Source organism: Rhizobium sp. RHZ01 (genome assembly GCF_014851595.1).
Taxonomy (GTDB): Bacteria; Pseudomonadota; Alphaproteobacteria; order Rhizobiales; family Rhizobiaceae; genus Rhizobium; species Rhizobium altiplani.
On the sequence record NZ_JACUZZ010000018.1, the window covers coordinates 16,454 to 42,035 of the forward strand.

General features: G+C 61.1%; 26 protein-coding genes. 17 read left to right on the top strand and 9 right to left on the bottom strand.

The genetic code is table 11. The annotated features are described in order from the left end of the window. Positions 1-11: 11 nt before the first annotated feature. Entirely contained in the window at positions 12-956 is a 945-nt protein-coding gene (fabD, locus tag IB248_RS18730) for an ACP S-malonyltransferase (RefSeq protein ID WP_018857374.1), read from the bottom strand. Positions 957-1,163: 207 nt separating this feature from the next. Between fabD and IB248_RS18735 the strand changes: the two genes are divergently transcribed. From IB248_RS18735 to rplI, 6 genes are all read left to right on the top strand, one after another. Next, positions 1,164-2,207 (top strand): aldo/keto reductase, encoded by a 1,044-nt coding sequence (locus IB248_RS18735; RefSeq protein ID WP_025659826.1) that lies wholly within the window; start codon positions 1,164-1,166, stop codon positions 2,205-2,207. A 201-nt stretch (positions 2,208-2,408) separates the two neighbouring features. Beyond that, entirely contained in the window at positions 2,409-4,184 is a 1,776-nt protein-coding gene (locus tag IB248_RS18740) for an adenylate/guanylate cyclase domain-containing protein (RefSeq protein WP_169681069.1), read from the top strand. Between the two features lie 253 nt (positions 4,185-4,437). Continuing rightward, positions 4,438-4,896, top strand: coding sequence for a 30S ribosomal protein S6 (rpsF, locus tag IB248_RS18745; protein WP_018857377.1), 459 nt, complete (start codon positions 4,438-4,440; stop codon positions 4,894-4,896). 12 nt (positions 4,897-4,908) lie between these two features. Next, positions 4,909-5,157, top strand: coding sequence for a 30S ribosomal protein S18 (gene rpsR, locus IB248_RS18750; protein WP_004680498.1), 249 nt, complete (start codon positions 4,909-4,911; stop codon positions 5,155-5,157). Between the two features lie 154 nt (positions 5,158-5,311). Continuing rightward, entirely contained in the window at positions 5,312-6,295 is a 984-nt protein-coding gene (locus IB248_RS18755) for a DUF2232 domain-containing protein (RefSeq protein ID WP_018857378.1), read from the top strand. 21 nt (positions 6,296-6,316) lie between these two features. Then, positions 6,317-6,892 carry a 50S ribosomal protein L9 gene (gene rplI, locus IB248_RS18760; RefSeq protein ID WP_025659829.1) on the top strand — a complete coding sequence of 192 codons (576 nt, stop codon included), beginning with the start codon at positions 6,317-6,319 and terminating at the stop codon, positions 6,890-6,892. Positions 6,893-6,949: 57 nt separating this feature from the next. Here rplI and IB248_RS18765 read toward each other — a convergent pair whose 3' ends face one another. Genes IB248_RS18765 through IB248_RS18775 form a run of 3 tightly spaced genes read right to left on the bottom strand, consistent with a single transcriptional unit; the run spans position 6,950 to position 10,166 of the window. After that, the gene (locus IB248_RS18765) at positions 6,950-8,014 is read right to left on the bottom strand and encodes an HlyD family secretion protein (RefSeq protein WP_018857380.1); all 1,065 of its coding nucleotides are present in this window, start codon (positions 8,012-8,014) and stop codon (positions 6,950-6,952) included. A 15-nt stretch (positions 8,015-8,029) separates the two neighbouring features. Next, positions 8,030-9,712 (bottom strand): MFS transporter, encoded by a 1,683-nt coding sequence (locus IB248_RS18770; protein WP_169681071.1) that lies wholly within the window; start codon positions 9,710-9,712, stop codon positions 8,030-8,032. Between the two features lie 10 nt (positions 9,713-9,722). Next, positions 9,723-10,166, bottom strand: coding sequence for a MarR family winged helix-turn-helix transcriptional regulator (locus IB248_RS18775; protein WP_018116191.1), 444 nt, complete (start codon positions 10,164-10,166; stop codon positions 9,723-9,725). A gap of 339 nt (positions 10,167-10,505) precedes the next feature. Between IB248_RS18775 and IB248_RS18780 the strand changes: the two genes are divergently transcribed. Continuing rightward, positions 10,506-12,002: a replicative DNA helicase gene (locus IB248_RS18780; protein WP_018857382.1), complete on the top strand. Its 1,497-nt coding sequence runs from the start codon at positions 10,506-10,508 to the stop codon at positions 12,000-12,002. Positions 12,003-12,033: 31 nt separating this feature from the next. Here the strand turns inward: IB248_RS18780 and IB248_RS18785 are convergent, their stop codons facing one another. The 3 genes from IB248_RS18785 to IB248_RS18795 all read right to left on the bottom strand — a co-directional run bounded on the left by IB248_RS18785 (position 12,034) and on the right by IB248_RS18795 (position 13,931). Next, a complete protein-coding gene (locus tag IB248_RS18785) occupies positions 12,034-12,336 on the bottom strand; it encodes an AzlD domain-containing protein (RefSeq protein WP_018857383.1) in 303 nt (100 codons plus the stop codon). Then, on the bottom strand, positions 12,333-13,037 hold the full coding sequence (locus IB248_RS18790) for an AzlC family ABC transporter permease (RefSeq protein ID WP_018857384.1): 705 nt from the start codon (positions 13,035-13,037) through the stop codon (positions 12,333-12,335). Before IB248_RS18790 ends, IB248_RS18785 begins: the two co-directional genes overlap by 4 nt. Before the next feature lie 72 nt (positions 13,038-13,109). Further along, positions 13,110-13,931 carry an AraC family transcriptional regulator gene (locus IB248_RS18795; RefSeq protein WP_025659832.1) on the bottom strand — a complete coding sequence of 274 codons (822 nt, stop codon included), beginning with the start codon at positions 13,929-13,931 and terminating at the stop codon, positions 13,110-13,112. Positions 13,932-14,110: 179 nt separating this feature from the next. Between IB248_RS18795 and alr the strand changes: the two genes are divergently transcribed. Continuing rightward, a complete protein-coding gene (gene alr / locus IB248_RS18800; RefSeq protein WP_192241505.1) occupies positions 14,111-15,277 on the top strand; it encodes an alanine racemase in 1,167 nt (388 codons plus the stop codon). 4 nt (positions 15,278-15,281) lie between these two features. Here alr and IB248_RS18805 read toward each other — a convergent pair whose 3' ends face one another. Then, the gene (locus IB248_RS18805; protein ID WP_113470709.1) at positions 15,282-15,917 is read right to left on the bottom strand and encodes a LysE family translocator; all 636 of its coding nucleotides are present in this window, start codon (positions 15,915-15,917) and stop codon (positions 15,282-15,284) included. 150 nt (positions 15,918-16,067) lie between these two features. On the opposite strand from IB248_RS18805, the gene radA reads away from it, so the two are divergent. The 4 genes from radA to IB248_RS18825 all read left to right on the top strand — a co-directional run bounded on the left by radA (position 16,068) and on the right by IB248_RS18825 (position 20,678). Further along, on the top strand, positions 16,068-17,471 hold the full coding sequence (gene radA / locus IB248_RS18810; protein ID WP_018857388.1) for a DNA repair protein RadA: 1,404 nt from the start codon (positions 16,068-16,070) through the stop codon (positions 17,469-17,471). A 93-nt stretch (positions 17,472-17,564) separates the two neighbouring features. Continuing rightward, entirely contained in the window at positions 17,565-18,194 is a 630-nt protein-coding gene (locus IB248_RS18815) for a CvpA family protein (RefSeq protein WP_169681077.1), read from the top strand. A gap of 171 nt (positions 18,195-18,365) precedes the next feature. Then, the gene (purF, locus tag IB248_RS18820; protein WP_018857390.1) at positions 18,366-19,856 is read left to right on the top strand and encodes an amidophosphoribosyltransferase; all 1,491 of its coding nucleotides are present in this window, start codon (positions 18,366-18,368) and stop codon (positions 19,854-19,856) included. A gap of 78 nt (positions 19,857-19,934) precedes the next feature. After that, positions 19,935-20,678, top strand: coding sequence for an SDR family NAD(P)-dependent oxidoreductase (locus tag IB248_RS18825; RefSeq protein ID WP_062369333.1), 744 nt, complete (start codon positions 19,935-19,937; stop codon positions 20,676-20,678). Between the two features lie 7 nt (positions 20,679-20,685). On the opposite strand, the gene IB248_RS18830 is transcribed toward IB248_RS18825, so the two are convergent. Next, the gene (locus tag IB248_RS18830; RefSeq protein ID WP_112666415.1) at positions 20,686-21,432 is read right to left on the bottom strand and encodes a GH25 family lysozyme; all 747 of its coding nucleotides are present in this window, start codon (positions 21,430-21,432) and stop codon (positions 20,686-20,688) included. Positions 21,433-21,790: 358 nt separating this feature from the next. On the opposite strand from IB248_RS18830, the gene cysS reads away from it, so the two are divergent. Genes cysS through pip form a run of 5 tightly spaced genes read left to right on the top strand, consistent with a single transcriptional unit; the run spans position 21,791 to position 25,568 of the window. Next, a complete protein-coding gene (gene cysS / locus IB248_RS18835; RefSeq protein ID WP_025659838.1) occupies positions 21,791-23,182 on the top strand; it encodes a cysteine--tRNA ligase in 1,392 nt (463 codons plus the stop codon). Further along, entirely contained in the window at positions 23,179-23,655 is a 477-nt protein-coding gene (locus IB248_RS18840; protein ID WP_018857394.1) for a GFA family protein, read from the top strand. The genes cysS and IB248_RS18840 overlap by 4 nt, the downstream gene beginning before the upstream one ends. Then, positions 23,652-24,140, top strand: coding sequence for a GFA family protein (locus tag IB248_RS18845; protein ID WP_169681079.1), 489 nt, complete (start codon positions 23,652-23,654; stop codon positions 24,138-24,140). Before IB248_RS18840 ends, IB248_RS18845 begins: the two co-directional genes overlap by 4 nt. Next, on the top strand, positions 24,137-24,616 hold the full coding sequence (locus tag IB248_RS18850) for a GFA family protein (protein ID WP_169681081.1): 480 nt from the start codon (positions 24,137-24,139) through the stop codon (positions 24,614-24,616). The genes IB248_RS18845 and IB248_RS18850 overlap by 4 nt, the downstream gene beginning before the upstream one ends. Then, the gene (pip, locus tag IB248_RS18855; protein WP_169681082.1) at positions 24,609-25,568 is read left to right on the top strand and encodes a prolyl aminopeptidase; all 960 of its coding nucleotides are present in this window, start codon (positions 24,609-24,611) and stop codon (positions 25,566-25,568) included. The genes IB248_RS18850 and pip overlap by 8 nt, the downstream gene beginning before the upstream one ends. The last annotated feature ends 14 nt before the right edge of the window (positions 25,569-25,582 follow it).

Below are 25,582 nucleotides of genomic sequence, written 5' to 3' on the forward strand. Positions count from 1 at the left end.
CGTTAAATCTATCAGGCCATCAGGGCGGCAACGGCCGCGTCGATATCAGCAGGCGTGTTGACGGCGATGCCGTTCACCGTCTTGTCGATGCGGCGTGCAAGGCCGGTCAGGACCTTGCCGGAGCCGACCTCGTAAAGCGTCGTCGCGCCATTGGCCGCGAACCACTCGACAGTCTCGCGCCAGCGGACCTGGCCCGTCACCTGCTCCACCAGCAGCTTTGCAATCTCGTCGGCGTCGGTCACCGGCGCAGCGCGCACGTTGGCGATAAGAGGCACGACCGGGTTGGACTTCCTCACGCCGGCCAGCGCTTCGCGCATCGCTTCTGCAGCTGGGGCCATCAGCGAAGAATGGAAGGGAGCGGAGACCGGAAGCAGGATCGCGCGCTTGGCGCCCTTCTCGGTCGCAATCGCAGCGCCCTTTTCGACGGCCGCCTTCTCGCCTGATATGACGATCTGACCGCCGCCGTTGTCGTTGGCGATCTGGCAGGAGCCGACGGCCGAGGCTTCCTCGCAGACGGCGGCGACATCGGCATGTTCAAGGCCAATAATGGCCGCCATCGCGCCGACGCCGACCGGTACGGCGGCCTGCATGGCGTTGCCGCGGATGCGGAGCAACCGTGCAGTGTCGGCCAGCGAGAAGGTTCCTGCGGCGCAGAGCGCTGAGTATTCGCCTAGCGAATGACCGGCGACATAGGAGACCTTTGCCTTTAGGTCGACGCCGTTGGTTTCGAGGACCCGGATAACCGCCATCGACACCGCCATCAAGGCCGGCTGCGCATTGGCCGTCAGGGTCAGCGTATCTTCCGGCCCATTGAACATCGTCTCGGACAGCTTCTCGCCCAGCGCTTCGTCGACTTCTTGGAAGACGGCGCGTGCCTCGGCGAAGTTTTCAGCGAGATCCTTGCCCATGCCGACAGCCTGGCTGCCCTGCCCCGGAAATGTGAAAGCGATGGTCATCCTATGTCCTTTATAATTGGACCTCTGGTTATTTCGCCTCCAATTGACATTCTTTCCTGCAGAGTCAAGTGCCGGAGCCCCGCGCTCCAAGGCTTTTGCAGCTGCGAGAACGCAGCGTTTTGGCCCCTTGCGCTTACTCAATTCCAGTCTAGATTTGCGCCGCCCCTCCAGACCATTTCTTTTTCAGATCACTTTCAAGGCTTTCAGATGAAATACAGGAAACTTGGCCGCACGGATATTTCCGTGTCCGAAATCTGCCTCGGCACCATGACGTGGGGCACGCAAAACACCGAGATCGAAGCGCACGAGCAGATGGACCATTCCGTCGAGAAGGGCGTCAACTTCTTCGACACGGCCGAGCTCTATCCGACTACGCCCGTTTCGGCGGAAACGCAGGGGCTGACCGAAGACTACATCGGCAGCTGGTTCCAGAAGACGGGCAAGCGCAAGGATATCGTGCTCGCGACGAAGGTCGCGGGCCCCGGCCGTTCCTACATCCGCAACGGCGACGGTGCCGACGCGAAGAATATTCGCCTGGCGATCGAGGCAAGCCTGAAGCGCCTGCGGACCGACTATGTCGACCTCTACCAGATTCATTGGCCGAGCCGCGGACATTTCCATTTCCGTCAGGCTTGGCACTACGATCCCTTCAAGCAGGACCACGCCAAGGCCGTCGCCAATATCACGGAGATATTGGAAACGATGGGTGCTCTTGTGAGGGAAGGCAAGGTTCGCGCCTTCGGCCTTTCCAACGAAACCACCTGGGGCACCCAGAAGTATCTGACGCTCGCCGAACAGCTCGGCCTGCCGCGCGTTGCCACGATCCAGAACGAATATAATCTGCTCTACCGCCACCACGACCTCGATCTGGCGGAGCTGTCGCATCACGAGGATGTCGGCCTGCTCGCCTATTCCCCCCTCGCCGGCGGCATCCTGAGCGGCAAGTATATCGACGGCGCCAAGCCGGAAGGCTCGCGCGGGGCGATCAATGGCGATCTCGGCGGTCGGCTGCAGCCTTTGCAGGAAGCACCGACGAAGGCTTATCTCGATATCGCTGCACGGCATGGGCTCGATCCTGCTGCGATGGCGCTCGCCTTCTGCCTGCATCGCCGATTCATGGCTTCGGTGATTATCGGCGCGACGACGATGAAACAGCTCGATACAGACCTGAGCTCCGTCAATCTCAAGCTGTCGCACGACGTTCTCGTGGAAATCGAGGCGGTTCATCGCCAGTACCCGATGCCGATCTAAGGCAACCGGACGATGCATCACGATCTGGCCGTCGACGGCCAGATCACTGCCCTGAAACCATTGCATCGGGGCCCGCCCCACGCAAGTCGCCACAACGACAAGTTTCGAGAACTTTGCCCGCGCGGCAATTTCCGCTTCTCCGTCCTGCGCAATTCAGCTACGTTTATAGGGCTCTGTGTAGGGCCGCGGGGAGCTCATTCCGTGGAACGGAAGCTCGCAGTCATCCTTGCCGGCGACGTGGCCGGTTACAGCCGCCTTGTTGCAGCCAACGAGGAGGATGCGCTTGCGACCCTGAGCGTCTACAGCACCACGATTGGTGACCTCGTTTGCGAGCATGGCGGGCGGATTTTCGGCAGCTCCGGAGACAGCGTGGTGGCGGAATTCCACAGCGCAGTGCAAGGCGTTCGCGCAGCGGTCGCCATCCAGCGCGCGCTCAATCGCCGAAACGCCGACTTGCCTGTGGATCGCCGAATGGAGTTTCGCCTCGGGCTCAATCTCGGGGACGTCGTGGTTTCCGGCGATAACCTGCTCGGCGACGGGGTGAATGTCGCCGCCCGCCTTCAGGAGGTGGCGCTACCTTCGGGTATCTGCATCTCTGGCGCCTTGCGCGAGCAGATCGAAGGAAAGCTGGACTTCCCTCTCGTGCCGATGGGCGATCGTACGCTGAAGAACATTCCGCGCCCGGTGCCTGTGCATAAGGTCGACTGGACCGGCGAGGACCCCGTGGAGGGCGGCGCGCTCGGGGGGCCGCTCCGACTGCCTGACAAACCCTCGATTGCGGTATTGCCCTTCGTCAACATGTCCGATGACCCAGAGCAGGAGTTCTTCGCCGATGGCTTGACCGAAGACATCATCACCGCGCTTTCGCTCTACCGCTGGTTTTTCGTCATCGCCCAGAATTCTTCCTTCGCCTATAAGGGGCGGGCCGTCGACGTGAAGCAGATTGGACGCGATCTCGGTGTCCGCTATCTCGTGGAGGGTAGTGTGCGCAGGTCCGGGACGCGGGTCCGCGTCACGGGGCAGCTGATCGAAGCGGAGAGCGGCGTTCACCTCTGGGCACAGCGCTACGACCGCGAAATCGCCGACATCTTCGCCATCCAGGACGAGCTCACCCAAAATGTCGTCGGCGCCATCGAGCCGGAAATCCTGATAGGCGAAAGCCGCCGGGCACTGCTTAGAACGACGGACAATCTTGATGCCTATGAAAGCCATATGCGCGGCACATGGCTCCACAATGCCCAGGATACCGCCGAACACTTCATCGAATCCATAGCCTGGCATCGCCGAGCCATCGAGCTCGACCCCGAATTCGCACGCGCTCACATGATGCTGGCTCGCTCGCTCTACGCGCGCTGTTTCCACGGCTTCAGCAGCGATGTCGACAGGGACAGCACGGAACTTCGGGCGGAGGCAGAGCGCGCAGTGGCGCTCGATCCGCGCGATCCCTATTCCCACTACGCCATGTGTCTTGGCCATTTCGTCGCTCACAACGCCCCGGCCGCAGTAGAAGAGGCACAGCAGGCGATCGATCTCAATCCCAATTTCGCGCTGGCGCATATGGGACTTGGGTGGGCCAGAATCTTCACTGGCCACTTTGCGGCAGCTTGCGATCCACTCCATATGGCCCTGCGGCTCAGCCCGCATGATCCCCTGGCCTACCTCATCCTCGACCGGCTGGCGCTGTCGAACTACCATCTCGGCAACTACGAGGAAGCGATCCACTATTCCGAGCGCGGCCTTTCCCTGCGACGCGCCTATTTCAATCGCGTCGTTCTTCTTGCAAGCCTGGGGCAATTGCAGCGGCGCGAGGAGGCACAGCGCCTGATCCCGGAAATTCTCGCGAATGTCCCCGCCGACCTGGAGCATTACTGGAAGATCCTGACGCCCTACGTCGACCCCGGTCACTACGACCATTTCGTCGACGGGCTGCGCAAGGCCGGGCTACCGTCGTTGAACTCGCAACGAGAACATTGCTGACTGTCCCTTGCGTTTCCGCCAAAAATCCGTATAAGCGCCCTGTTCGCAAACCCGGTCTTCTGGCTGGTGGCTGAACGGAGGGCCGGTTTCCTACGGGAAATCGTTCGGAACGGAAGCGTTCCAGCCTCCCGTGTCTCCGCTCTCGACCGTCTCGGAAACGCTTTTCTTGCCTGGGTCCGCCCATTCAGGAGCAGTCGTTGAGGCTTAGCCGCCGAATATCGGGTTGAATAAACGCAAGAAAGGCAAAGCTGTCATGGCTCTTTATGAACATGTATTCCTTGCCCGACAGGATATTTCCGCTCAGCAGGTTGATGCCCTCGTAGAACAGTACAAGGGTGTTATCGAAGCTAACGGCGGTAAGGTCGGGCGCGTAGAAAACTGGGGCCTCAAGTCCCTCACCTACCGTATCAAGAAGAACCGCAAGGCTCACTACGTTCTCGTCGACATCGACGCCCCGGCTGCTGCCGTGCAGGAAATGGAACGTCAGATGCGCATCAGCGAAGACGTCCTGCGCTACATGACGATCGCTGTTGAAAAGCACGAAGAAGGCCCGTCTGCCATGATGCAGAAGCGCGACCGCGACGACCGCGGCCCGCGTGAAGGCGGCGACCGTGGCCCGCGCCGCGAGTTCGGCGACCGTCCGCCGCGCCGGGATGGCGACTTCCAGCGTGGTCCGCGTCCGGACCGTGCTCCCCGCGAAGACCGTGCATAAGGAGATCTAAGAATGTCTGAAGCTTCCTCCGCTCCGGTTCGTCGCCCGTTCCACCGTCGTCGCAAGACTTGCCCGTTCTCCGGCGCAAACGCTCCGCGCATCGACTACAAGGACGTTCGTCTCCTGCAGCGCTACATTTCCGAGCGCGGCAAGATCGTTCCTTCCCGTATCACGGCTGTTTCCCAGAAGAAGCAGCGCGAACTCGCCCAGGCGATCAAGCGCGCTCGTTTCCTTGGCCTGCTGCCGTACGTCGTCGCTTAATCAGCCGACGAGACCAAATCGAGGGAAGGCAGCAGTGCCTTCCCTTCTCCCTTTCGCGATGGGCGCGGATCGGAACTCTTAAAACCCATGTTGAGGCTTTTCTGAAGCTGTTCAGAAGAACCCTCTAACTGCTCGATGAAGCAGGACAGCGACCGTGAACCGACTGAACACAAAAACGCTAAGCATTGGCGCACTCGCCGGAGTGACCGCAGCACTTCTGGTGCTCGGCGCGAGCCTGCAGCCGTCGTTCAGCGCGGTCCTCTACGCTGCTTCGGCACTTCCCATTCTTCTCGTCGGCCTCGGCTGGGGCAACATGGCGGCAATCTCTGCCGTCGTCGCAGCCGCTGTAGTCGGCGCGATCGCCATCTCGCCGTCCTTCGCGCTGATGATGACGCTGGTCACGCTGCTTCCGGCCGGGTGGCTCAGCCACCTTGCGAATCTTGCCCGTCCCGCCTCGGAGCTTGGCGGGCCTGAGCATCTGATGGCCTGGTATCCGCTTTCGGATATCCTGCTGCATCTCTGCGGCCTCGTCACCATCGCGGTGATCGTCGTTGGCGTGATGATCGGTTACGGTCCTGAGCTCATCGACCGGCTGGTCGATGTCCTGTTCGGCTCGCTTGCGCAGCAGCAGCCAGAGTTTTCGCCCGATCCGGCAGTGACGGCACAAACCAAATCGCTGGTCCTGCTCATGCTGCCTGCCATCCAGGGCGGCATGTGGGTGGTCATGCTGTTTTCCGCCTACCACATCGCAACCCGGATCGTCAGTGCATCCGGCCGTGGTCTGCGTCCGCGTGAGGACATTCCTTCGGCACTGCGCATGAACCGCAATTCAATCTTCGTTTTTCTCGTTGGGCTTGCCGCCACGTTCTTCGGCGGCATACCGGCGATGATCGGAGCAACCGTCGTCGGCACCTTCGGCGCCGGCTTCCTGCTTTCCGGCTTCGCCGCGCTGCACTTCCGCACGCGCGGCAAGGATTGGCGCCTGCCGGCACTCATCCTCTGCTACCTGGCATCGCTCGTCCTGATGGTGCCAGCCTTTTTCATCCTCGTGGTGGGACTGAGCGATACCCGCAAGGCGATCGCACTGACCCCGAACAAGGATGTCGATGCCCCCAAACAGACAGACACGAAAATCTAAAGACACGAAAGGAACACCAACATGGAAGTCATTCTTCTTGAACGCATCTCCAAGCTCGGCCAGATGGGCGAAACCGTAAAGGTTCGCGACGGCTTCGCTCGTAACTACCTCCTGCCGCTCGGCAAGGCTCTTCGCGCCAACGAAGCCAACAAGAAGCGTTTCGAATCCGAGCGCGCAACGCTCGAAGCTCGTAACCTCGAGCGCAAGTCGGAAGCACAGAAGGTTGCTGACGTTCTCGACGGCAAGTCCTTCATCGTCGTTCGCTCGGCTGGCGAAACCGGCCAGCTGTACGGCTCGGTTGCTGCTCGCGACGTCGTTGAAATCCTCGCTGCCGAAGGCTTCAACATCGGCCGCAACCAGGTTCACCTGAACACCCCGATCAAGTCGATCGGCCTGCACAAGGTTGAACTGCAGCTCCACGCTGAAGTCGAAATTCACGTCGAGCTCAACGTTGCGCGTTCGGCTGAAGAAGCTGGCCGTCAGGCGAAGGGCGAAACCCTCACCTCCGTCGATGCCATCTACGGCGTTGACGAAGACGCCCTGCGTCCGGAAGACTTCTTCGATCCGGAAGCCGACCTCGAAGGCGACGAAGCTTAATCTTCAGAGAAACCTCTCTGGAATGTACGAAAGCCCGGCTCACGCCGGGCTTTCTGCTTATTTGGATGCTGTGTTCTGTTGCGGCGCGGCACTTTTGTCGACATCGACGACGACCGAGAGACCCGGGCCCAAGTCCTTGACTGCCGGCTGGTCGGGATCGAAGCGGATGCGCACGCCGACACGCTGCGCGATCTTCACGAAATTGCCGGTCGCATTGTCAGCCTTGATGACCGCGAACTCCGATCCGGCGGCCGGCGAGAAGCGCTCGATGTACCCCCTCAGCTGCCGCCTGCCGAGCGCATCGACGGTGATGGTTACCGGCTGGCCGACCTGCATGCCGTAAAGCTGCGTTTCCTTGAAATTCGCGACGACCCAGACGTCCTCCGGCACGACCGCCATGAGCTGCGTGCCGGCCGTCACGTACTGCCCGATTCGAACCCCGACTTCGCCGAGGTGACCGTCGCGTGGCGCCAGGATCCTGGTGTTCTGGAGGTCGATTTCCGCCAGATGCACCACGGCTTCAGCGCTTGAGACGTTGGCTTCCAGCAGCGAACGGTTGACGATGATCGTCGCAAGGTTTTGCTTGGAAACCTCGAGTGCGGCCTTCGCCTGGTTCAGGGCGGCCTTTGCCTGGTCAAGCGTCGCCTGTGCGGCCTCTGTCTCACTCTGCGATGCGATCCCGCGGTTGCTGAGGTTGTTTACGCGATCCCAGGCCTGCTGCGCGCGCGTCAACGCTGCGTTCGCGCTATCGATCTGCGCCTCGCTGGAGGCGATACTCGCCTTTGCCGCAAGCTCGGACTGGCGGGAATTCTCGAGCGACGCCTTCTGCCCGTCGAGCGCAGCACGCGCCTGGGCAAGCTTCTGGACGTAAATGCGGTCATCGATCTGGGCGAGCGTGTCGCCCTGCTTGACCTGCTGATAGTCCTTCACGGGCACATCGACGACATAGCCGCTCACCTGTGGACTCAAGATCGTGACGTAGCCTCGAACATAGGCATTGTCGGTCGTCTCCACTGACGTGACGAACGGCGGAAGGCGCCATGCATAGAGAACGAGAAGGACGCCGGCGATGCCGGCGAGCACTGCGATGATGGTCGAGGGGGACCGAAGAAATTTCAACATGCTGACGCCCTGAGATCACGATTGAGCGGGGATTGCATCGGACTGGCCTGTCCCTGACCACGGCAGCCGGCGCCACGCTTGATGCAGAAGAATGACGATCAGGCCGAAGACGGAGGAGTAGCCGATGACAAGGAACGTATCGTTGTAGGCGAGAATATAGGCCTCGCGGCTGACCTGCTGCGCGAGCAACATCAGGGCCTCCGCGTTGAGCAGCGTCTTGTCGCCAAGCACTTTGCCGTAGGCCGCGCTCATCTGGGAGATGCGCTGCGCCACGATCGGATCTTGCAGCAGAATATGCTCGACGAGCACGTTCGAGTGGAACTTCTCCCGGATCGTCACGAAAGTCCCGAGCATCGCCGAGGCAAAGAGCGAGCCAATGCTCTGCGTGAAGACGAAGATCACCAGGAAATTCACGATATACTGCACGCCGCGGGAGATCGCCGCCTTGAAGCCATTCGCCATGACAGGCGGCAGGAACATCGCCGCACCGGCGGCGACCATCGCCTGGCTCAGATACATCTGAGGCGGACGCGTCAGGCTCGTCGACTGGCTGTCCATGAAGGCGCCGGCTGCAATAAGGGCGAGCGCCAGCACGTGGGCGGTCTCGACGTAACGGGTCGTCATCAGAAATGCGCAGAAAAGACCACCAACCAACGAGGCGAGGAGAATGATCGCGTAGAGCGTCACGGTCTGATCGTTCAGAAGCCCGAGCTGCTGATAGAAATTGGCAGCGGTTGACGACTGCTCGGAGGAGACGAAGCGGAAGAGCAGCAGGACGCCTGCCATCCGCAGGTTCGCGCCGGTGAACAGCCAGCGGAAATCGATCAGGGGACTGGCGCGTGGCAACTCCATGGCGAGCATGAGCGCAAGCGAGCCGACCGACACCGCCAGCAGCACGCCGATCCACGGCGCCTCGAACCACCAATAGAGCCGGCCAAGCGTCAATACGACGGCGAGACATCCGAAGCCGACCGCCAGCAGGAGATAGCTCACTATATCCTGCCGCTGGATGACATTGGCCCGCGGCGGTGCTGTGAGCGGCAGCAGATAGATGATTGGAAAGGCGACGAGCGCGAGCCCCATCTCGAACATATAGAGCGCCTGGTAGCCGCCGAAATGAAGCAGCGAGGGCGAGACGATGCGCGCCACCGGCGAAGCAAACAACGTACACATCAGCGCAAGGCTGATCCCCAGCGAGAGCTTCTTTTCCTGGGGGAAAGGCTCCAGCATGTAGAGGAAGCCGAGCGTCGACAGCGGTGCTGCAGCCATGCCGCTCAGCGTGCGCACGACGATTGCGGAATGCAGGTCGGTGATAAGAAGATTGAGCACCGCCGCAGCGACGAAGCAGATAATGCCGAGTTCAGCGAAACGGCGAAGGCCGTATTGGCTACGGATCTTGAAGAGTGCAATCGACATGCTGGCGTAAGGCGCCATGTAAGCCGCCGACAGCCAGGAGAGTTCAGTCGTGGTCGCCGAAAACGAACCCTGCAGCTGATAGATATTGGCGGTGAGCAGGTTCATGCCGAGGCCCTGCGTCAGAAAAAGCAGGACCGACGCCGCCATGTAGAGCGGCATTTTCCAGGCCGGCATCGGTACGCCCGCCGCTGGAGGCGGCGACGGCATCGGTTGCGTGTCCGGCTTCGCCTCCCCGGCTGGCCTTGGCGCCACATTGTCGTTGGCGGTCTGGGCGAGGCTCATCGGCAGGACCTCAAATTCCCCGAATGCCCTGCAGGTTGGCTTGCATGGCCCGTATCACGTCCAAAGTAGTCTTCAGATCGCTTTCGGGAATACCGGCAATGACCTGCGCCCGCACTTTTACTGCGATGTCTTCAATCTCACCCGCCACGACCTTGCCGGTCTCGGTGATGTAGATTTCCTTGGCACGGCGATCGGAGCCGGCCACGCGCCGCTGCACGAAGCCCTGCGCTTCCATCGCATCGAGGATCCTGACGAGCGTTGGCGTCTCCAGCTCCAGCCGTTCGGCAAGTTCGCGCTGATTGATCCCATCTTTCTTGTTGAGCGTGAAGAAGACCCGGGCGCGCGGCAACGTCATGCTGCGCTCCCGCACTATCTTGTCGAAGACGGCCCTAAGCTTGCGATTGAAGGCAGCAAGGTCTTCGATTAGCTCACGCCCAAGGGTGGGTTTTGCCATATATTTCAGCCCCATTTTGTTAGTGCACTAATTATATCCTTACTACCTATATTATTTTCCGTTGTTTTTCAAGTGCCGACGCGCCTGCTCGGATGCAAGTCTCCTCCGACAGGCCTAGACTACCAAATAAGGCACAATGGAAGTGAGTCGTTTTGGCCGTGTTCCGCAGGTGACACTTTCGGTATTTTTGCATTAACCGCAAGTGAGACTGTGGAGAAGTCGAACAATGGGCAAAGCTCCCCTGTATCGACGGCGGCATTGGCGTCTTCTCTCTTCCGCACTTGATTTTGTCGCGCGCGCGCGCCACACCCGAAGCTGAACAAGACAGAACGGATCAAGATGAACGACGTCGCTCGAAAGATTGCCGCCGTTGCTCCCGCGGAGCAGCACTACCGGGAAGCCCCGAACAATATCGAGGCCGAACAGGCGCTTCTCGGCGCGATCCTGATGAACAACGACGCCTATTATCGGGTGTCGGACTTCCTGAAGCCGATCCATCTCTACGAACCGCTGCATCGCAAGATTTTCGAAGTCGCGGGCGACATCATCCGCATGGGCAAGATCGCCAATCCGGTGACGATCAAGACCTTCCTCAAGGCTGAGGAAAAGGTCGGTGACATGACGGTCTCCGAATATCTGGCGCGTCTTGCCCGCGAAGCCGTCACCATCATCAATGCCGAGGACTATGGTCGCGCGATCTACGATCTGGCGCTGCGTCGCGCGCTGATCACCATCGGCGAAGACGTCGTCAACATCGCCTATGACGCCCCGCTCGACATGCCGCCGCAGACACAGATCGAAGATACGGAACGTCGTCTGTTCGAACTCGCCGAGAACGGCCGCTACGATGGCGGCTTCCAGTCCTTCAACGATGCCGTGGCGCTTGCGATCGACATGGCAGCCGTCGCCAAGGAGCGCGACGGGGGTCTGTCCGGCATCTCCACCGGCATCCATTCGCTTGACGGCAAAATGGGCGGTTTGCAGCGTTCTGACTTGATCGTGCTTGCCGGTCGTCCGGGTATGGGCAAGACTTCGCTAGCGACCAACATCGCCTACAATATCGCGGCTGCCTATGAAGGCGAAGTGCAGCCCGATGGCAGCTACAAGGCCAAGAACGGCGGCGTCGTCGGCTTCTACTCGCTCGAAATGTCCTCCGAACAGCTGGCCACCCGTATCATCTCGGAACAGACGGAAGTCTCCTCCTCGAAGATCCGCCGCGGCGACATCAACGATGCCGACTTCGAAAAGCTCGTTGCCTGCTCGATGATGATGCAGAAGGTGCCGCTCTATATCGACCAGACCGGTGGTATCTCGATCGCGCAGCTTTCCGCCCGCGCCCGCCGCCTGAAGCGCCAGCGCGGCCTCGATTGCCTGGTCGTCGACTACATCCAGCTGATGACCGGCTCGGGCAAATCAGGCGAAAACCGCGTGCAGGAAATCACCCAGATCACGACGGGCCTGAAGGCGCTCGGTAAGGAACTCAACGTTCCGATCATTGCACTCTCCCAGCTGTCGCGTCAGGTCGAAAGCCGCGACGACAAGCGCCCGCAGCTTTCCGACCTTCGTGAATCCGGCTCGATCGAGCAGGACGCCGACGTCGTGCTCTTCGTGTTCCGTGAGGAATACTACGTCAAGAACCTCGAGCCGCGCGATCCGAACGATCCGAAGTATGCCGAATGGGAAGCGCTGTTCGACAAGGTGAAGGGTACGGCCGACGTCATCATTGCCAAGCAGCGCCACGGGCCGACCGGTACGGTGAAGCTCGCCTTCCAATCGGAATTCACCCGCTTCGCCGACCTCGCCGATCCCTCCTTCATTCAGTACGAAGAGCACTGACGGGACCCTTTCCGTGAGCACACTGCTCGATCTACAAGCCGGCAGTTCGCAGGATGGCAACGGTCGCCACACCGACGGCAACACTTGCGAGCATCGGCAGCCGCCGCGCTGCGAGCGCCGTCACCAGGGAGGCCGCCGTTTCGGCCCAGCCTGTCGCAAAGGCGGTGGGCGCGATGACAGCCATCAGAACCGCTGGCGGTATCGCCTCGATGGCCGTGCGAGTCTGTTCCGTCATCTCGACATGGCGAAGGAGAAACAGGCCGCTCATGCGGGTCAGCACCGTTGCAGCCGCCATGGCGAGGATCGCAAGAAGCGTATGTAAGTCCAGGGTCATGCCGTGACTGCCTTTGTCTTGCCTGTCCAAAGCGCCGCGGCAAGTCCAGCGAGGGCCCCAGCTGCGATGTACCAAACGCCGGGCACGAATTGGTGCACCAGAACAGCGGCCAGCGCACTGGCGGCGAGCACCGAGCCCGTCGCGCGTCCCTTCCAGAAACCCATTGTCAGCACGACGAAGACTGCCGGAAAGGCGAAGTCGAGCCCGATCGCGGCAGGGTTGCCAAGGAAGGCCCCGAGCGATGCGCCAACCAGGGTCGACCCGACCCAGGCTGCATAGAACGGCGCCGCGACGCCCGCAAACCATGATGGCGTCAGTCGCGCTACGCCCACACGGAACTCTGCGATCGCCCATATCTCATCGGCGAGGAACAGCATGGCGGCATACTTCCGCAAGCCCGAGAAGGCCTGCATCTTCGTGCCGATCGATGCGCTCATCAGGACATGGCGGATATTGACAAGCAGGGCGGCAAATCCGACGCCCGCCCAACTGGCGGGGTGCGTCCAGATATCCATAGCGACAAACTGCGAGCCACCGGCAAAGACGAGTGCGCTCATCAGAGTGGCTTCGAGAGCAGACAGCCCTTTCGTGGCCGAAACCGCGCCAAAGACAAGACCGATCGGAATGACGGCGACGACGAGCGGCAGGATTGCCTTTGCCCCGGCAAGAAAATCGTCTGTCCGTCGCCTTTGAGTGAACATTGAAACCTCCAGAACTGCGAAAGTTCGGAGGGTGTTAAGCCGTTGCACGGCGATGGTCTTGAACGAAAGTGATCAACCCACGCGATACTGCCCCGGCGTGACGCCCGTGCGTGCCTTGAAATGGCGGGTGAAGTGCGCCTGGTCGGCGAAACCGCATTGGATCGCCACATCGGCGGGCGCTTGCCCTGCCCGCAACAGCTTGCGCGCCTCGCGCACCCGCTTGTCGGTCAGGAAGGCATGCGGAGTGATGTGATATTCGCGCCGGAATGCCCGGATGAGATGCGCGCGACTCAGACCCGCGACGTTAGCCAATTCGTCCAGCCCGACGTCGCTGTCGAAATTGTCGGTCAGATAGTCTCGCGCGCGGCCGACTGCGGTGCGCTCCTTGGTGTCCACCGGCACGACGATCGTGCTGCCGTAACGCTGGAAGATCGCAGCAAGCACGCGAAACATCGCCTCCTCGGATTCCAACGCTCCGGCGCCGCTCTCCAAGACGCGATGGGCGGCGTGGAAGGTGGCGGCCATCTCGGGATCGCTGAGAAGCTCCTTGGGGAAGGATGGGGTGGCGTTGAAGGCCTTGCCGGTCACGTCTTCGAGGATATCGACGAAGAGTTTGGTGTCCGGATAGATCATTCGGTAGCGATAGCCATCGCCACCCGGCACACCGTCATGCACGACGCCCGGGTCGATGAGATAGAGATCGCCTGCGCCGGTTTCCTCCCGGACGCCCTTCATCGTCGCGATCTGCGTGCCGCTTTCGATCGCGCCGATCGAGAAGGTGTCATGGGCATGCGGCGCATATTCATGCGTCACGAAGCTCGCGCTCAGGCACTCCATGTTACGGAAACGCCGGTCGCGCCAGAACCGTGCCCGCTCCATGCCTGCCAGCGGCATCGCGTCGGCCGCCTCTTTCTGCGATACGTTCTCCATCGAACCAAACTACTGCAGGCGCGCCCCTGCGTCTTGAACAAAAGTGATCGCAAGATGGATATCTCCTTGGCTTGCTTCCACTTTGCCTTATTGATCTCTAGACTGCGACCCGACTAGCACTCTCCCTATTTTTGTGAAGCACGATGACTGATTTTGTTGATAGTTTCGAAGATGAAGACCCATTCGACTCCGCTGGCCTGCGCCTGACCGTCGATCTGACGGCGCTGACGGAAAACTGGAAGGACATGGCGCGGCGCTCCGGCAAGGCGCGAGCCTCCGCGGTCGTGAAGGCGGATGCCTACGGCACCGGGATCGAAGACGCAGGCGAGGCGCTTTTCATGGCCGGCGCACGCGATTTCTTCGTGGCGACCGTCGATGAGGGCGTGACGCTTCGGCCTTATGCGCCCGACGCCCGCATTTTTGTCCTGTCCGGCGTCTGGCCTGGTACAGAGCGGCGGCTCTTCGAAAACGACCTCGTCCCGGTCATCTCATCGGAGGAGCAACTCGCCTTTTGGATGGCGGTTCTTGCCGACTACGGCGACTACCCCTGCGCGCTCAATGTCGATACGGGCTTCAACAGGCTGGGCCTTTCCATGGAAGAGGCAATGGCGCTCGCTGACGACGTTTCACGCCCGGCAAGTTTTGCGCCGGTGCTCGTCATGAGCCATCTCGCATGCAGTGACGACCATTCCTCGGAGATGAACAAGCAACAGCTTGAATCATTTCGGCAGTTTAGCGCGGCGTATGAAGGCATCGATTCAAGTCTTGCGGCGTCGGGCGGCATCTTCCTCGGCAGCGACTATCACTTCGATCTCACGCGCCCCGGCATAGCACTCTATGGCGGCGAAGCGGTCAACGGCCTGGCGAACCCGATGCGACCGGTGGTGACCGCCGAGGCGCGGATCATTCAGGTGCGCACGGCCAAGGCAGGCGAGTTCGTCGGCTACGGCCGTGCCTTGCAACTGACCCGCGACAGCAGGCTCGCCGTCGTGTCGGCGGGCTATGCCGATGGCTACCTGCGTAGCCAGTCGAGCGGTGGCGTGCCACTGCGACAGGTCGTGCCCGAGGGAGGTTATGGCTTCCTGGCTGGCCGGAAGATTCCCATTGCCGGCCGAATCACCATGGACCTGACGATTTTCGACGTCACTGACCTTCCGGAAAACGCAGTGCGCGCAGGCGATTACGTGGAATTGTTCGGAAAGAACGTGCTGGTCGACGACGTCGCTAGGTCGGCGGGTACGATCGGCTACGAAATCCTGACCAGCATCGGCCTTCGGCACGAGCGGCGTTACCTGCACGAGGAAGACTAAGGACCTAGCGCGTCGTTAGCGCCAATCGCACGCCCAGTGCCACCAGCAGCGCGCCAAGGCCGCGATCGAGCCAGAGGCCGATACTCTTTCTGCGTTTGATGAGATCGGCGAGGCGCCCTCCCGCCAGGATGAGCGGCGGCTCGATGAAGGCTGCAACGACAATGATGAAGACGCCATGGACCGCCAGCTGCAGCCACGTCGGTCCGGCACCCTCCACCACGAACTGCGGGAGGAAGGCGAGGAAGAAGACCGCGACTTTCGGGTTCAGCAGCGAAACGAGGATGCCCTCCTTGTAGACGCGGCTCCAGGGCAGGACATCCTTCGCCGCATTGACCAGGCCTCCTCCGCCCTTCGAGCGCAATGCCTGAATGCCGAGCCAGACGAGGTAGATCGCGCCGACCCACTTCACCACCGAGAAGGCCAGCGCGGAGGCGGCGAGGATCGCCGAAAGACCAAATGCCGCCATCGCCACATGCAGGCCGGCGCCCGTCCAGATGCCGAACAGCGCGGCGAAGCCGGTCCTCGTGCCGCTTTTGACGGTGTGGCCGAGAATGAAAGCCATGTCCGGACCGGGCGACAGATTGAGCAGGACCGCCGCGGTCAAGAACGCGATCCAATGCGCAAGCGAGTAATCCAGCATCGTCGTGGCCTCCAAGACAGTGGAGAACAGGTGCCACCGCAGCCCCTGATAGGGAAATCATTAGTTTTGATCGGTGCCGGGAATGATTATTTGAGCCATCAAAGTGATTCGATGCGACGCGTTGCGGCCATCCAACCGAAAGCATGATTGATGGCGAAGGCCAGGACACATTTCATCTGCCAGAGCTGCGGCGCGGTCCACAACCGCTGGGCGGGCAAATGCGATAACTGCGGCGAGTGGAATACCATCGTCGAAGAAGACCCGATGGGCGGCATCGGCGGCGGCCCGGCGAAGACGCCGAAGAAGGGCCGGCCGGTCACCCTGACGACGCTGTCAGGCGAAATCGAGGAAGCTCCACGCATCCACACAGGCATTTCCGAACTCGATCGGGCTCTCGGCGGCGGCTTCGTGCGCGGCTCGGCCGTGCTGATAGGCGGCGATCCCGGCATCGGCAAATCGACGCTGCTGATGCAGGGAGCGGCAGCTCTATCGCGCCATGGCCACCGCGTCATCTACGTATCGGGTGAAGAGGCGGTCGCCCAGGTACGGCTGCGGGCGCAGCGCCTGCAGGCTGCCGACACCGATGTGCTGCTCGCCGCGGAAACCAATGTGGAGGACATTCTGGCGACGGTCGCCGAAGGCAAGCGGCCCGATCTCGTGATCATCGACTCGATCCAGACGCTTTGGAGCGAACTGGCCGAGTCCGCGCCCGGAACCGTAACGCAGGTACGCACCGGCGTTCAGTCGATGATCCGCTTCGCGAAACAGACCGGTGCAGCCATGGTTCTTGTCGGTCACGTCACCAAGGACGGACAGATCGCGGGGCCGCGTGTCGTTGAGCATATGGTCGATGCCGTGCTCTACTTCGAAGGCGATCGCGGTCACCACTATCGCATCCTGCGAACGGTCAAGAACCGCTTTGGGCCGACGGACGAGATCGGTGTCTTCGAGATGTCGGACAAGGGATTGCGCGAGGTTGCCAATCCATCCGAGCTATTCCTTGGCGAGCGCAACGAGAAATCACCGGGAGCGGCCGTCTTTGCCGGCATGGAGGGCACGCGCCCGATCCTGGTCGAAGTGCAGGCGCTCGTTGCCCCGACATCGCTCGGCACCCCGCGCCGCGCAGTGGTCGGCTGGGACTCGGCGCGCCTGTCGATGATCCTTGCCGTACTCGAGGCGCATTGCGGCGTTCGGCTCGGTCAGCACGACGTCTATCTGAACATTGCAGGCGGTTACCGCATCTCGGAACCGGCGGCCGATCTCGCCGTGGCCTCGGCCTTGGTTTCATCGCTCGCCGGTATTGCCCTGCCGGCCAATTGTGTCTATTTCGGCGAAGTCAGCCTGTCGGGCGCCGTCCGGCCGGTTTCACAGACGTCCCAGCGCCTCAAAGAAGCCGAGAAGCTGGGCTTTTCTGCCGCGCTGCTTCCCTCGGCGTCAGCCGACCTGCCAAAGGGTTCCGGCGGTCGCTGGAGCGAGATCGAGAGCCTTCCGGACCTGGTTGCACGCATTGCCGGTTCGAAAGGCGCACTGCGACGTGTGGAAGAAGAGGTTTGATCCTTTCATCGCCTACACCGGTGATGTTATAGGAAGCACGCAATGAGGCGCGACCAAGCCGTATATAAACGGCGGTCCTGGAGTTGAATTTATATGCCCATTACGATTTTCGACGGTATTGTCATCGGCGTCGTTCTTTTCTCCGCCGTACTTGCAATGGTCCGCGGCTTCTCCCGCGAAGTTCTTTCTATCGCAAGCTGGGGCGGCTCTGCAGCCGCCGCATACTATTTCTATCCCTACCTCGTCCCCTACGCGAAGAAGTACACCGACGACGACCGCATCGCGCTCGTCGGTTCGGCAGCTGTCGTGTTCCTGATCGCGCTGATCGTGATCTCCTTCATCACCATGAAGATCGCGGACTTCATCATCGACAGCCGGATCGGAGCGCTGGACCGCACTTTGGGCTTTCTCTTCGGCGCGGCTAGGGGCATACTTCTTCTCGTCGTGGCCGTCGCCTTCTGGAACTGGCTCGTGGACGCGGATCACCGCCCGGCCTGGGTGAACAACGCCAAGTCGAAGCCGTTCCTGGACTCGATGGTCGTCAAGTTGCAGTCCGTACTACCGGCGGAATTCGCGCAAATGGTGCGGGCGAGCGTGATGGACAAAATTCAGCCGCAGGGCGGCAATACTGACAGCGGCAACGCGCCGGCATCCGACCAGGCGGCGCCAGCCGAAGATGCAGCTCCTGTCCCTGCAACCGGCGCACAGCAGCCGTCTAATTGACGCAGTGTTCAACAGCTTGACCCGCCGCCTGGCAATTGCCATCTGAGCGGAACGTGAATAAAGGTCCGGCCGGGCATCCGCTCTGCCGGGCCTCAGCCGTTTAAAACGCATGATCACGGCGTCATGCTATGGAAAGCCGATCCATTCTTGTGAGAGCAAAGGCCCGCATCGATGAACCAGTCCCATTCCTTGACGCTTAATGACGAATTCGATGGAGACACCCTCCACGAAGAATGCGGCGTCTTCGGCATTCTTGGCCATGACGATGCGTCTACCCTGACCGCGCTCGGCCTGCATGCACTTCAGCATCGCGGGCAGGAAGCAGCCGGCATTGTCTCGTTCGATGGACTGCGCTTTTATTCCGAACGTCACATGGGTCTCGTCGGCGACCATTATACCAATCCGACCACGCTTGCTCGCCTGCCCGGAAACATCTCCATCGGCCACAACCGCTATTCAACGACCGGGGAAGTCGCCCTCCGCAACGTGCAGCCGCTCTTCGCCGAACTTGAAGTCGGCGGCATCGCTATCGCCCACAACGGCAACTTCACAAATGGCCTGACCCTTCGTCGCCAGTTGATCGCCGGTGGCGCCATCTGTCAGTCGACCTCCGATACGGAAGTGGTTCTCCACCTCATCGCCCGCTCGCGCTACACCTCCACGGCCGACCGCTTCATTGATGCTATTCGCCAGATGGAAGGCGGCTATTCGATGCTCGCCATGACACGCACGAAGCTCATCGCGGCACGCGACCCCACGGGTATCCGCCCGCTGGTTATGGGCGAACTCGACGGCAAGCCGATCTTCGCTTCCGAGACCTGTGCACTCGATATCATCGGCGCGAAATTCATCCGCGACGTCGAGAACGGCGAAGTCATCATCTGCGAGATCCAGCCTGATGGTTCAATCTCGATCGACGCGCGCAAGGCCGGTAACGGCCAGCCGGAACGCCTCTGCCTGTTCGAATATGTCTATTTCGCCCGCCCTGACTCGGTGGTCGGCGGTCGCAGCGTCTATGTCGCGCGCAAGAACATGGGCATCAATCTTGCAAAAGAAGCCCCGGTTGACGCCGACGTCGTCGTTCCGGTTCCGGATGGCGGCACGCCGGCTGCACTCGGCTATGCTCAGGAAAGCGGCATCCCCTTCGAATACGGTATCATCCGCAACCACTATGTCGGCCGCACCTTCATCGAACCGACGCAGCAGATCCGCGCCTTTGGCGTCAAGCTGAAGCATTCCGCCAACCGGGCGATGATCGAAGGCAAGCGCGTCGTGCTCGTCGACGATTCGGTCGTGCGCGGCACGACGTCGCTGAAGATCGTGCAAATGATCCGCGATGCCGGTGCCAAGGAAGTGCACCTGCGCGTCGCAAGTCCGATGATCTATTATCCTGATTTCTACGGCATCGACACGCCTGATCGCGAGAAGCTTCTCGCCAACCAGTACGACAGCCTAGAGGCCATGTGCAAATATATCGGCGCGGACTCGCTGGAATTCCTGTCGATCAACGGCCTTTATCGCGCCGTCGGCGGCGAGGATCGCAATGACGCCCGTCCGCAGTTTACCGACCACTACTTCACCGGTGACTATCCGACCCGCCTCCTCGACAAGGAAGGCGAAACGATGGGCCGCAAGGTTTCCCTGCTCGCGACCAACGGCTGACAGCCATTGGCTTTGACATTTGATTAAGGGGCGCTTATTGCGCCCCTTAATTCTTCAGCGACGCAGGACCGGGGCACAATGACTATCAACCTTGAAGGCAAGATCGCGCTCGTTACCGGCGCATCCCGAGGTATCGGCTATTTCACGGCGCTGGAGCTGGCAAAGGCCGGAGCGCATGTGATTGCCTGCGCCCGCACGGTCGGCGGCCTCGAGGATCTCGATGATGCGATCAAGGCCGCTGGTGGCTCCGCCGCTACCCTCGTCCCGTTCGACCTCGCCGACATGAACGCCATCGATGCGCTCGGTGCCTCGATCTTCGAGCGCTGGGGCAAGCTCGACATTCTCGTCGCCAACGCAGGTGTGCTCGGCGTGATTTCGCCAATCGGACATGTCGAGGCAAAGACCTTCGAGAAGGTGATGAACATCAACGTCACCGCGACATGGCGGCTGATCCGCTCGGTCGATCCGCTGCTTTCGCGCTCCGACGCCGGCCGCGCCGTCATTCTCTCATCGGGTGCTGCGCACAAGTGTCGTCCGTTCTGGGGCCCCTACTCCGCTTCCAAGGCAGCCGTCGAAGCACTGGCGCGCACGTGGGCTGGCGAAACGCAGCGCACGCCGCTTCGGATCACCAGTGTCGATCCGGGTGCGACCCGCACTGCTATGCGTGCCCAGGCTGTCCCGGGAGAAGATCCCGAGACGTTGCCGCATCCCTCCGAGGTCGCCAAGGCGATCCTGCCGCTGGTCGGCCCTGATGTGACCGAAACCGGTAAGCTCTTCATCGTCCGCGAGAACAAGCTCGTCGACTACCGCCTACCGGAATAAGCACGCTTCACTTGGCGGCCAGAGCCGGGAACAGGTGCGCGAAACCTGTTTCCGATGGGCAGAGCGCGTTAAGGTCGACCGAACCCTTAATGCCATCCAGCCCGCCGTTGTCAGCGAATTGCCAGATCGACCAACCGCCGCAGTCCTCCCGTTTCGGCGCCTGGCCGATGCTGCGTAGCCAGAGATAGTGATCAGGAAAACGTGCCTCGTTGCCCTTCAGGTACTGATCGAAGAATTGCTGGTTCAGGTAGAAGATCGGTTTGCCGGGATAGGCACCGTTCAGCTCATCAAAGAACGCGCTGATCTCGGCGCTCAACTCCTCGAGCGTCGGCACCTTGCCGCAGTTTCCGGTAAATTCGAGGTCGATCGCGATCGGCATCGCATCCATTTCGACCGGGACGGTTCCCATGACATTGCGCGCCTGTTCGCGGCCGGGGCGGCAGAAGGTGAAGAAGTGATAGGCGCCACGCACGATGCCGGCGTCCCTCGCCGCCTTCCAGTTTTCGGCAAAACGCTTGTCGCGGTGGTCGCCCCCCTCGGTCGCCTTCATGATCGCGAAACGGACGTTCGGCTGGCGTGCCAGCGCTTGCCAATCTATGGCACCCTGATGGTGGCTGATGTCGACGCCCTGTATGGGATAGTCCGCAAGCGTCGGAGGTGTGAACGGTGCCATGGCGCGATCGTATGCCAGATACGATGCGACCGCGACAGCTAGAATCACCACCGCGAGGACTGTTCGATAGAGGGTTTTCATCACTCCAATGGTCTTTCGTTTTCCTTGACGCGTTGTAGCAGAATTTCGTGAGGTCGCGGCGGATGGCATCAGCCCGGCCCTGCGCTTGCGCTTCGGGCGTTCGGCGCTGCAATCGATTCACTGGATCGATTGCTCCGGTTAGGGGCCGGACCGCTTCTCACCCCCCTTGACCAAACCGGGTTAGCGCGCCATAAAACCCGCCATGAAAACGGTTATCTGCATTATCTGCCGGAAGATTATTCGCTAGCGCGCTCGCTGGCCTGGCCGTTTTCGTCTCCTGAAAAGTCCAAGATGAGAAACGCCCCGGCCCGCCGGGTAGCAGCATTTTTTTCGGATCATTGCATTTGGGAGAGTAGACATGGCCGGCGCGCCAGACACAAAGAAGCCGGAACTGAAGCTTTACAACACGCTGACGCGCGAAAAGACGGCCTTTGCGCCGATCGATCCGCAGAACGTGCGCATGTATGTCTGCGGCCCTACCGTCTATGACTACGCCCATATCGGCAATGCACGCCCGGCCATTGTCTTCGACATTCTGTTCCGCCTGCTCCGGCACGTCTATGGCGCCGAGCACGTCACCTATGCGCGCAATATCACTGATGTCGATGACAAGATCAATGCAAGGGCTCTGCGGGACCATCCCGGTTTGCCGCTGAACGAGGCGATCCGCCTGGTCACCGAAAAGACCGAGACGCAATATCTCGAAGATGCAAAGGCGCTCGGCTGCCTCGACCCGACGATCCAGCCCCGGGCGACAGAAAACATCGCCCAGATGATCGAGATCATCGAGAAGCTGATCGCCAAGGGCCATGCCTATCAAGCGGCCGGCGAAGTGCTGTTCGACACGAAATCGATGGTCGACTATGGCCAGCTTTCGAAGCGCAATCTCGATGAACAGCAGGCCGGAGCCCGCATCGCCGTCGATGCGCACAAAAAGAACCCCGGCGACTTCGTGCTCTGGAAACTCTCGAGCGAGAGCGAGCCAGGCTGGGAGAGCCCCTGGGGCCGTGGCCGCCCCGGCTGGCATATCGAATGCTCGGCCATGAGCGAGCGCTATCTCGGCGAGGTCTTCGACATCCACGGCGGCGGTCTCGACCTGATTTTCCCGCACCATGAGAACGAGATCGCACAGTCGCGTTGCGCCCATGGCACCAAGGTCATGGCGAATGTCTGGATGCACAACGGCTTCCTGCAAGTCGAAGGCCGCAAGATGTCGAAGTCCGAAGGCAACTTCGTCACCATCTATGAACTGCTGCATACTCAGAAGTTCGGCGGTCGGCAGTGGCCAGGCGACGTGCTGCGCCTTGCAATGCTGATGACTCATTATCGCGAGCCGATCGATTTTTCCGTCAAGCGGCTGGAAGAAGCCGAGCGCCTTCTCGCCAAATGGCCAGCAGCCGATGCCGCGGGCGCAGAGCCCGATGCCACGGTGGTCAGGGCCTTGGCCGACGACCTCAACACGGTGGCGGCGATCCAGGCGCTGCATACGCTTGCCCAGTCCGGCGATCACGCAACGTTCGCCGCGAGTGCCGCGCTGCTCGGCGTCCTTCCTGAGATGGCCGAGATCGACGAGGCGGTTGCGATCGAAATCGACCGGCGCGTGAAGGTACGGCTCGAATTGCTGAAGGCGAAGAACTTCGCCGAGGCCGACAAGATCCGCGAGACGCTGCTTGCCGAAGGCATCCAGCTCAAGGACGGCAAGGATCCGGCTACTGGCGAGCGGGTAACGACATGGGAGGTGAAGAGATGAACACCTATACCGGCGGATGCCAGTGCGGAGCAATCCGCTTCCGGGTTCGCGGAACCTTGAAGGATTCATCCATCTGCCATTGTCGCATGTGCCAGAAGGCGTTTGGCGCCTACTACGCACCTCTGGTTTCCGTCCGTGGCGCAGAGTTCGAGTGGACGCGCGGCGAGCGCAAGCGCTTCCGCTCGTCGAACCTGGTCGAGCGCGGCTTCTGCGCCGATTGCGGTACGCCACTGACATACGAGGCGCCGGATGGCATGGCGATCGCGGCTGGCGCCTTCGACGATCCCTCGGCGCTTCCGCCGGTCATTCAGTTCGGCACGGAGCGCAAGATCGGCTTCGTCGATCACCTGCATGAGTTGCCCGCGCGCGAGACCGAAGAGGACGTTGAGGCTGCGCCCTTCGTGCTCGACATCGTTTCCTACCAGCATCCGGATCACGACACGACCACCTGGCCCGAGGAGAGGAACCCGTGACAACAGCTGCGGCTCTGAGCGGAGGTTGCCAATGCGGCGCGGTTCGCTACCAGGTCGTGGGTGAACTCGGCTATCCGCACCTTTGCCACTGCCGCATGTGCCAGAAGGCGGCTGGAAACTACTTCATGCCGCTCGCCGCCGCCAAGCGAAGGGTTTTTGCGCTGACGCGTGGCGAACCGAAGTGGTTTCACTCGTCCGATATCGTCCGCCGCGGCTTTTGTGCCGACTGCGGGACGCCGCTTTTCTATGATGTTCCGGATGCGGATTTCGTCAACATCGTGCTCGGCTCCTTGGACGATCCCGATAGCGTCAAGCCGGTGATGCAATCGAACACCGGACGCAAGATGAGCTGGTTTCATGAGCTCGACGTACTGCCCATCGAGCCCGAAGCGGAAACGCCCGAGAGCGAAAACGCGATTGCCGCCAGCAATCACCAGCACCCCGACCACGACACAGCACATTGGCCAACCGGAGCGTCAGCATGAGCGAACCCATTCGTACCGGCGGCTGCCAATGCGGCGCGGTCAGATTCCGCACCAGCGGCAAGCTTGGCCGCCCCTCGATCTGCCATTGCCGCATGTGTCAGAAGCAGTTCGGCGGCCTCTTTTCCGCCCTTGTGACCGCGCCTGACGAGGGGATGGAGTGGACACGCGGCGAACCCAGCTATTTCCAGTCGTCGGTCAATATCGAGCGCGGCTTTTGCAAGAACTGCGGCACGCCGATGACCTACCGCCACCCGGGCGGCCTCGAACTGGCGATCGGCACGTTCGACGAGCGCAGCGACCTGGCCCCGCAGATCCAAGTCAACTACGACGCCCGCATTCCCTGGGTCGAGACTATCTTCGACCAACGCATTCACAAAGAACCCGATTTTTATGCACGGCAGGAGGCGATCATCTCCTTCCAGCATCCCGATTACGATACTGCAATCTGGCCAACCGAAGGCGTAGAACATGACTGAAGTGCTCCGTACCCTCTATCCCGAAATCGAACCCTATGCCTCAGGGCATCTCGACGTCGGCGATGGCCACAAGATCTATTGGGAACGTTCGGGCACAGCGGGTGCAAAGCCGGCAGTCTTCTTGCACGGCGGACCGGGCGGCGGCTTCTCTCCGAGCCACCGCCGCCTGTTCGATCCCGCACTCTACGATGTGCTGCTGTTCGACCAGCGCGGATGCGGCAAGTCCACGCCGTATGCCGATCTCAATGCCAACACCACCTGGCATCTCGTCGCCGATATCGAGCGACTGCGTGAAATGGCAGGCGTCGAGAAGTGGCAGGTGTTCGGCGGTTCGTGGGGCTCGACGCTGGCGCTCGCTTATGCCGAGACGTACCCGGAACGCGTTTCCGAACTGGTCGTGCGCGGTATCTATACGCTGACCAAAGCCGAGCTCGACTGGTACTATCAGTTCGGCGTGTCGGAAATGTTCCCCGACAAGTGGGAGCGCTTCATCGCGCCGATCCCGCCCGAAGAGCGCCACGAGATGATGCTGGCCTACAATCGCCGGCTCACTGGTGCGGACCGGTCCGTTGCCCTTGAGGCCGCTCAAGCCTGGAGCATCTGGGAAGGCGAGACAATCACGCTGCTGCCGGAAAAATCGACCAGCGGCAAGTTCGAGGATGCCGACTTCGCCTACGCCTTTTCCCGGATCGAAAATCACTTCTTCGTCAATGCCGGCTGGATGGACGAAGGCCAACTGCTGCGCGATGCCTACAAGCTGAAGGATATTCCAGGCGTCATCGTGCATGGCCGCTACGACATGCCCTGCCCGGCAAAATACGCCTGGCTGCTGCACAAGGCGTGGCCGCAGGCTGAGTTCCATCTGATCGAAGGCGCCGGACACGCTTATTCGGAGCCCGGCATCCTCGACCAGTTGATCCGGGCTACGGACAAGTTCGCCGGAAAGCAATAACGAGGCACAAGGCC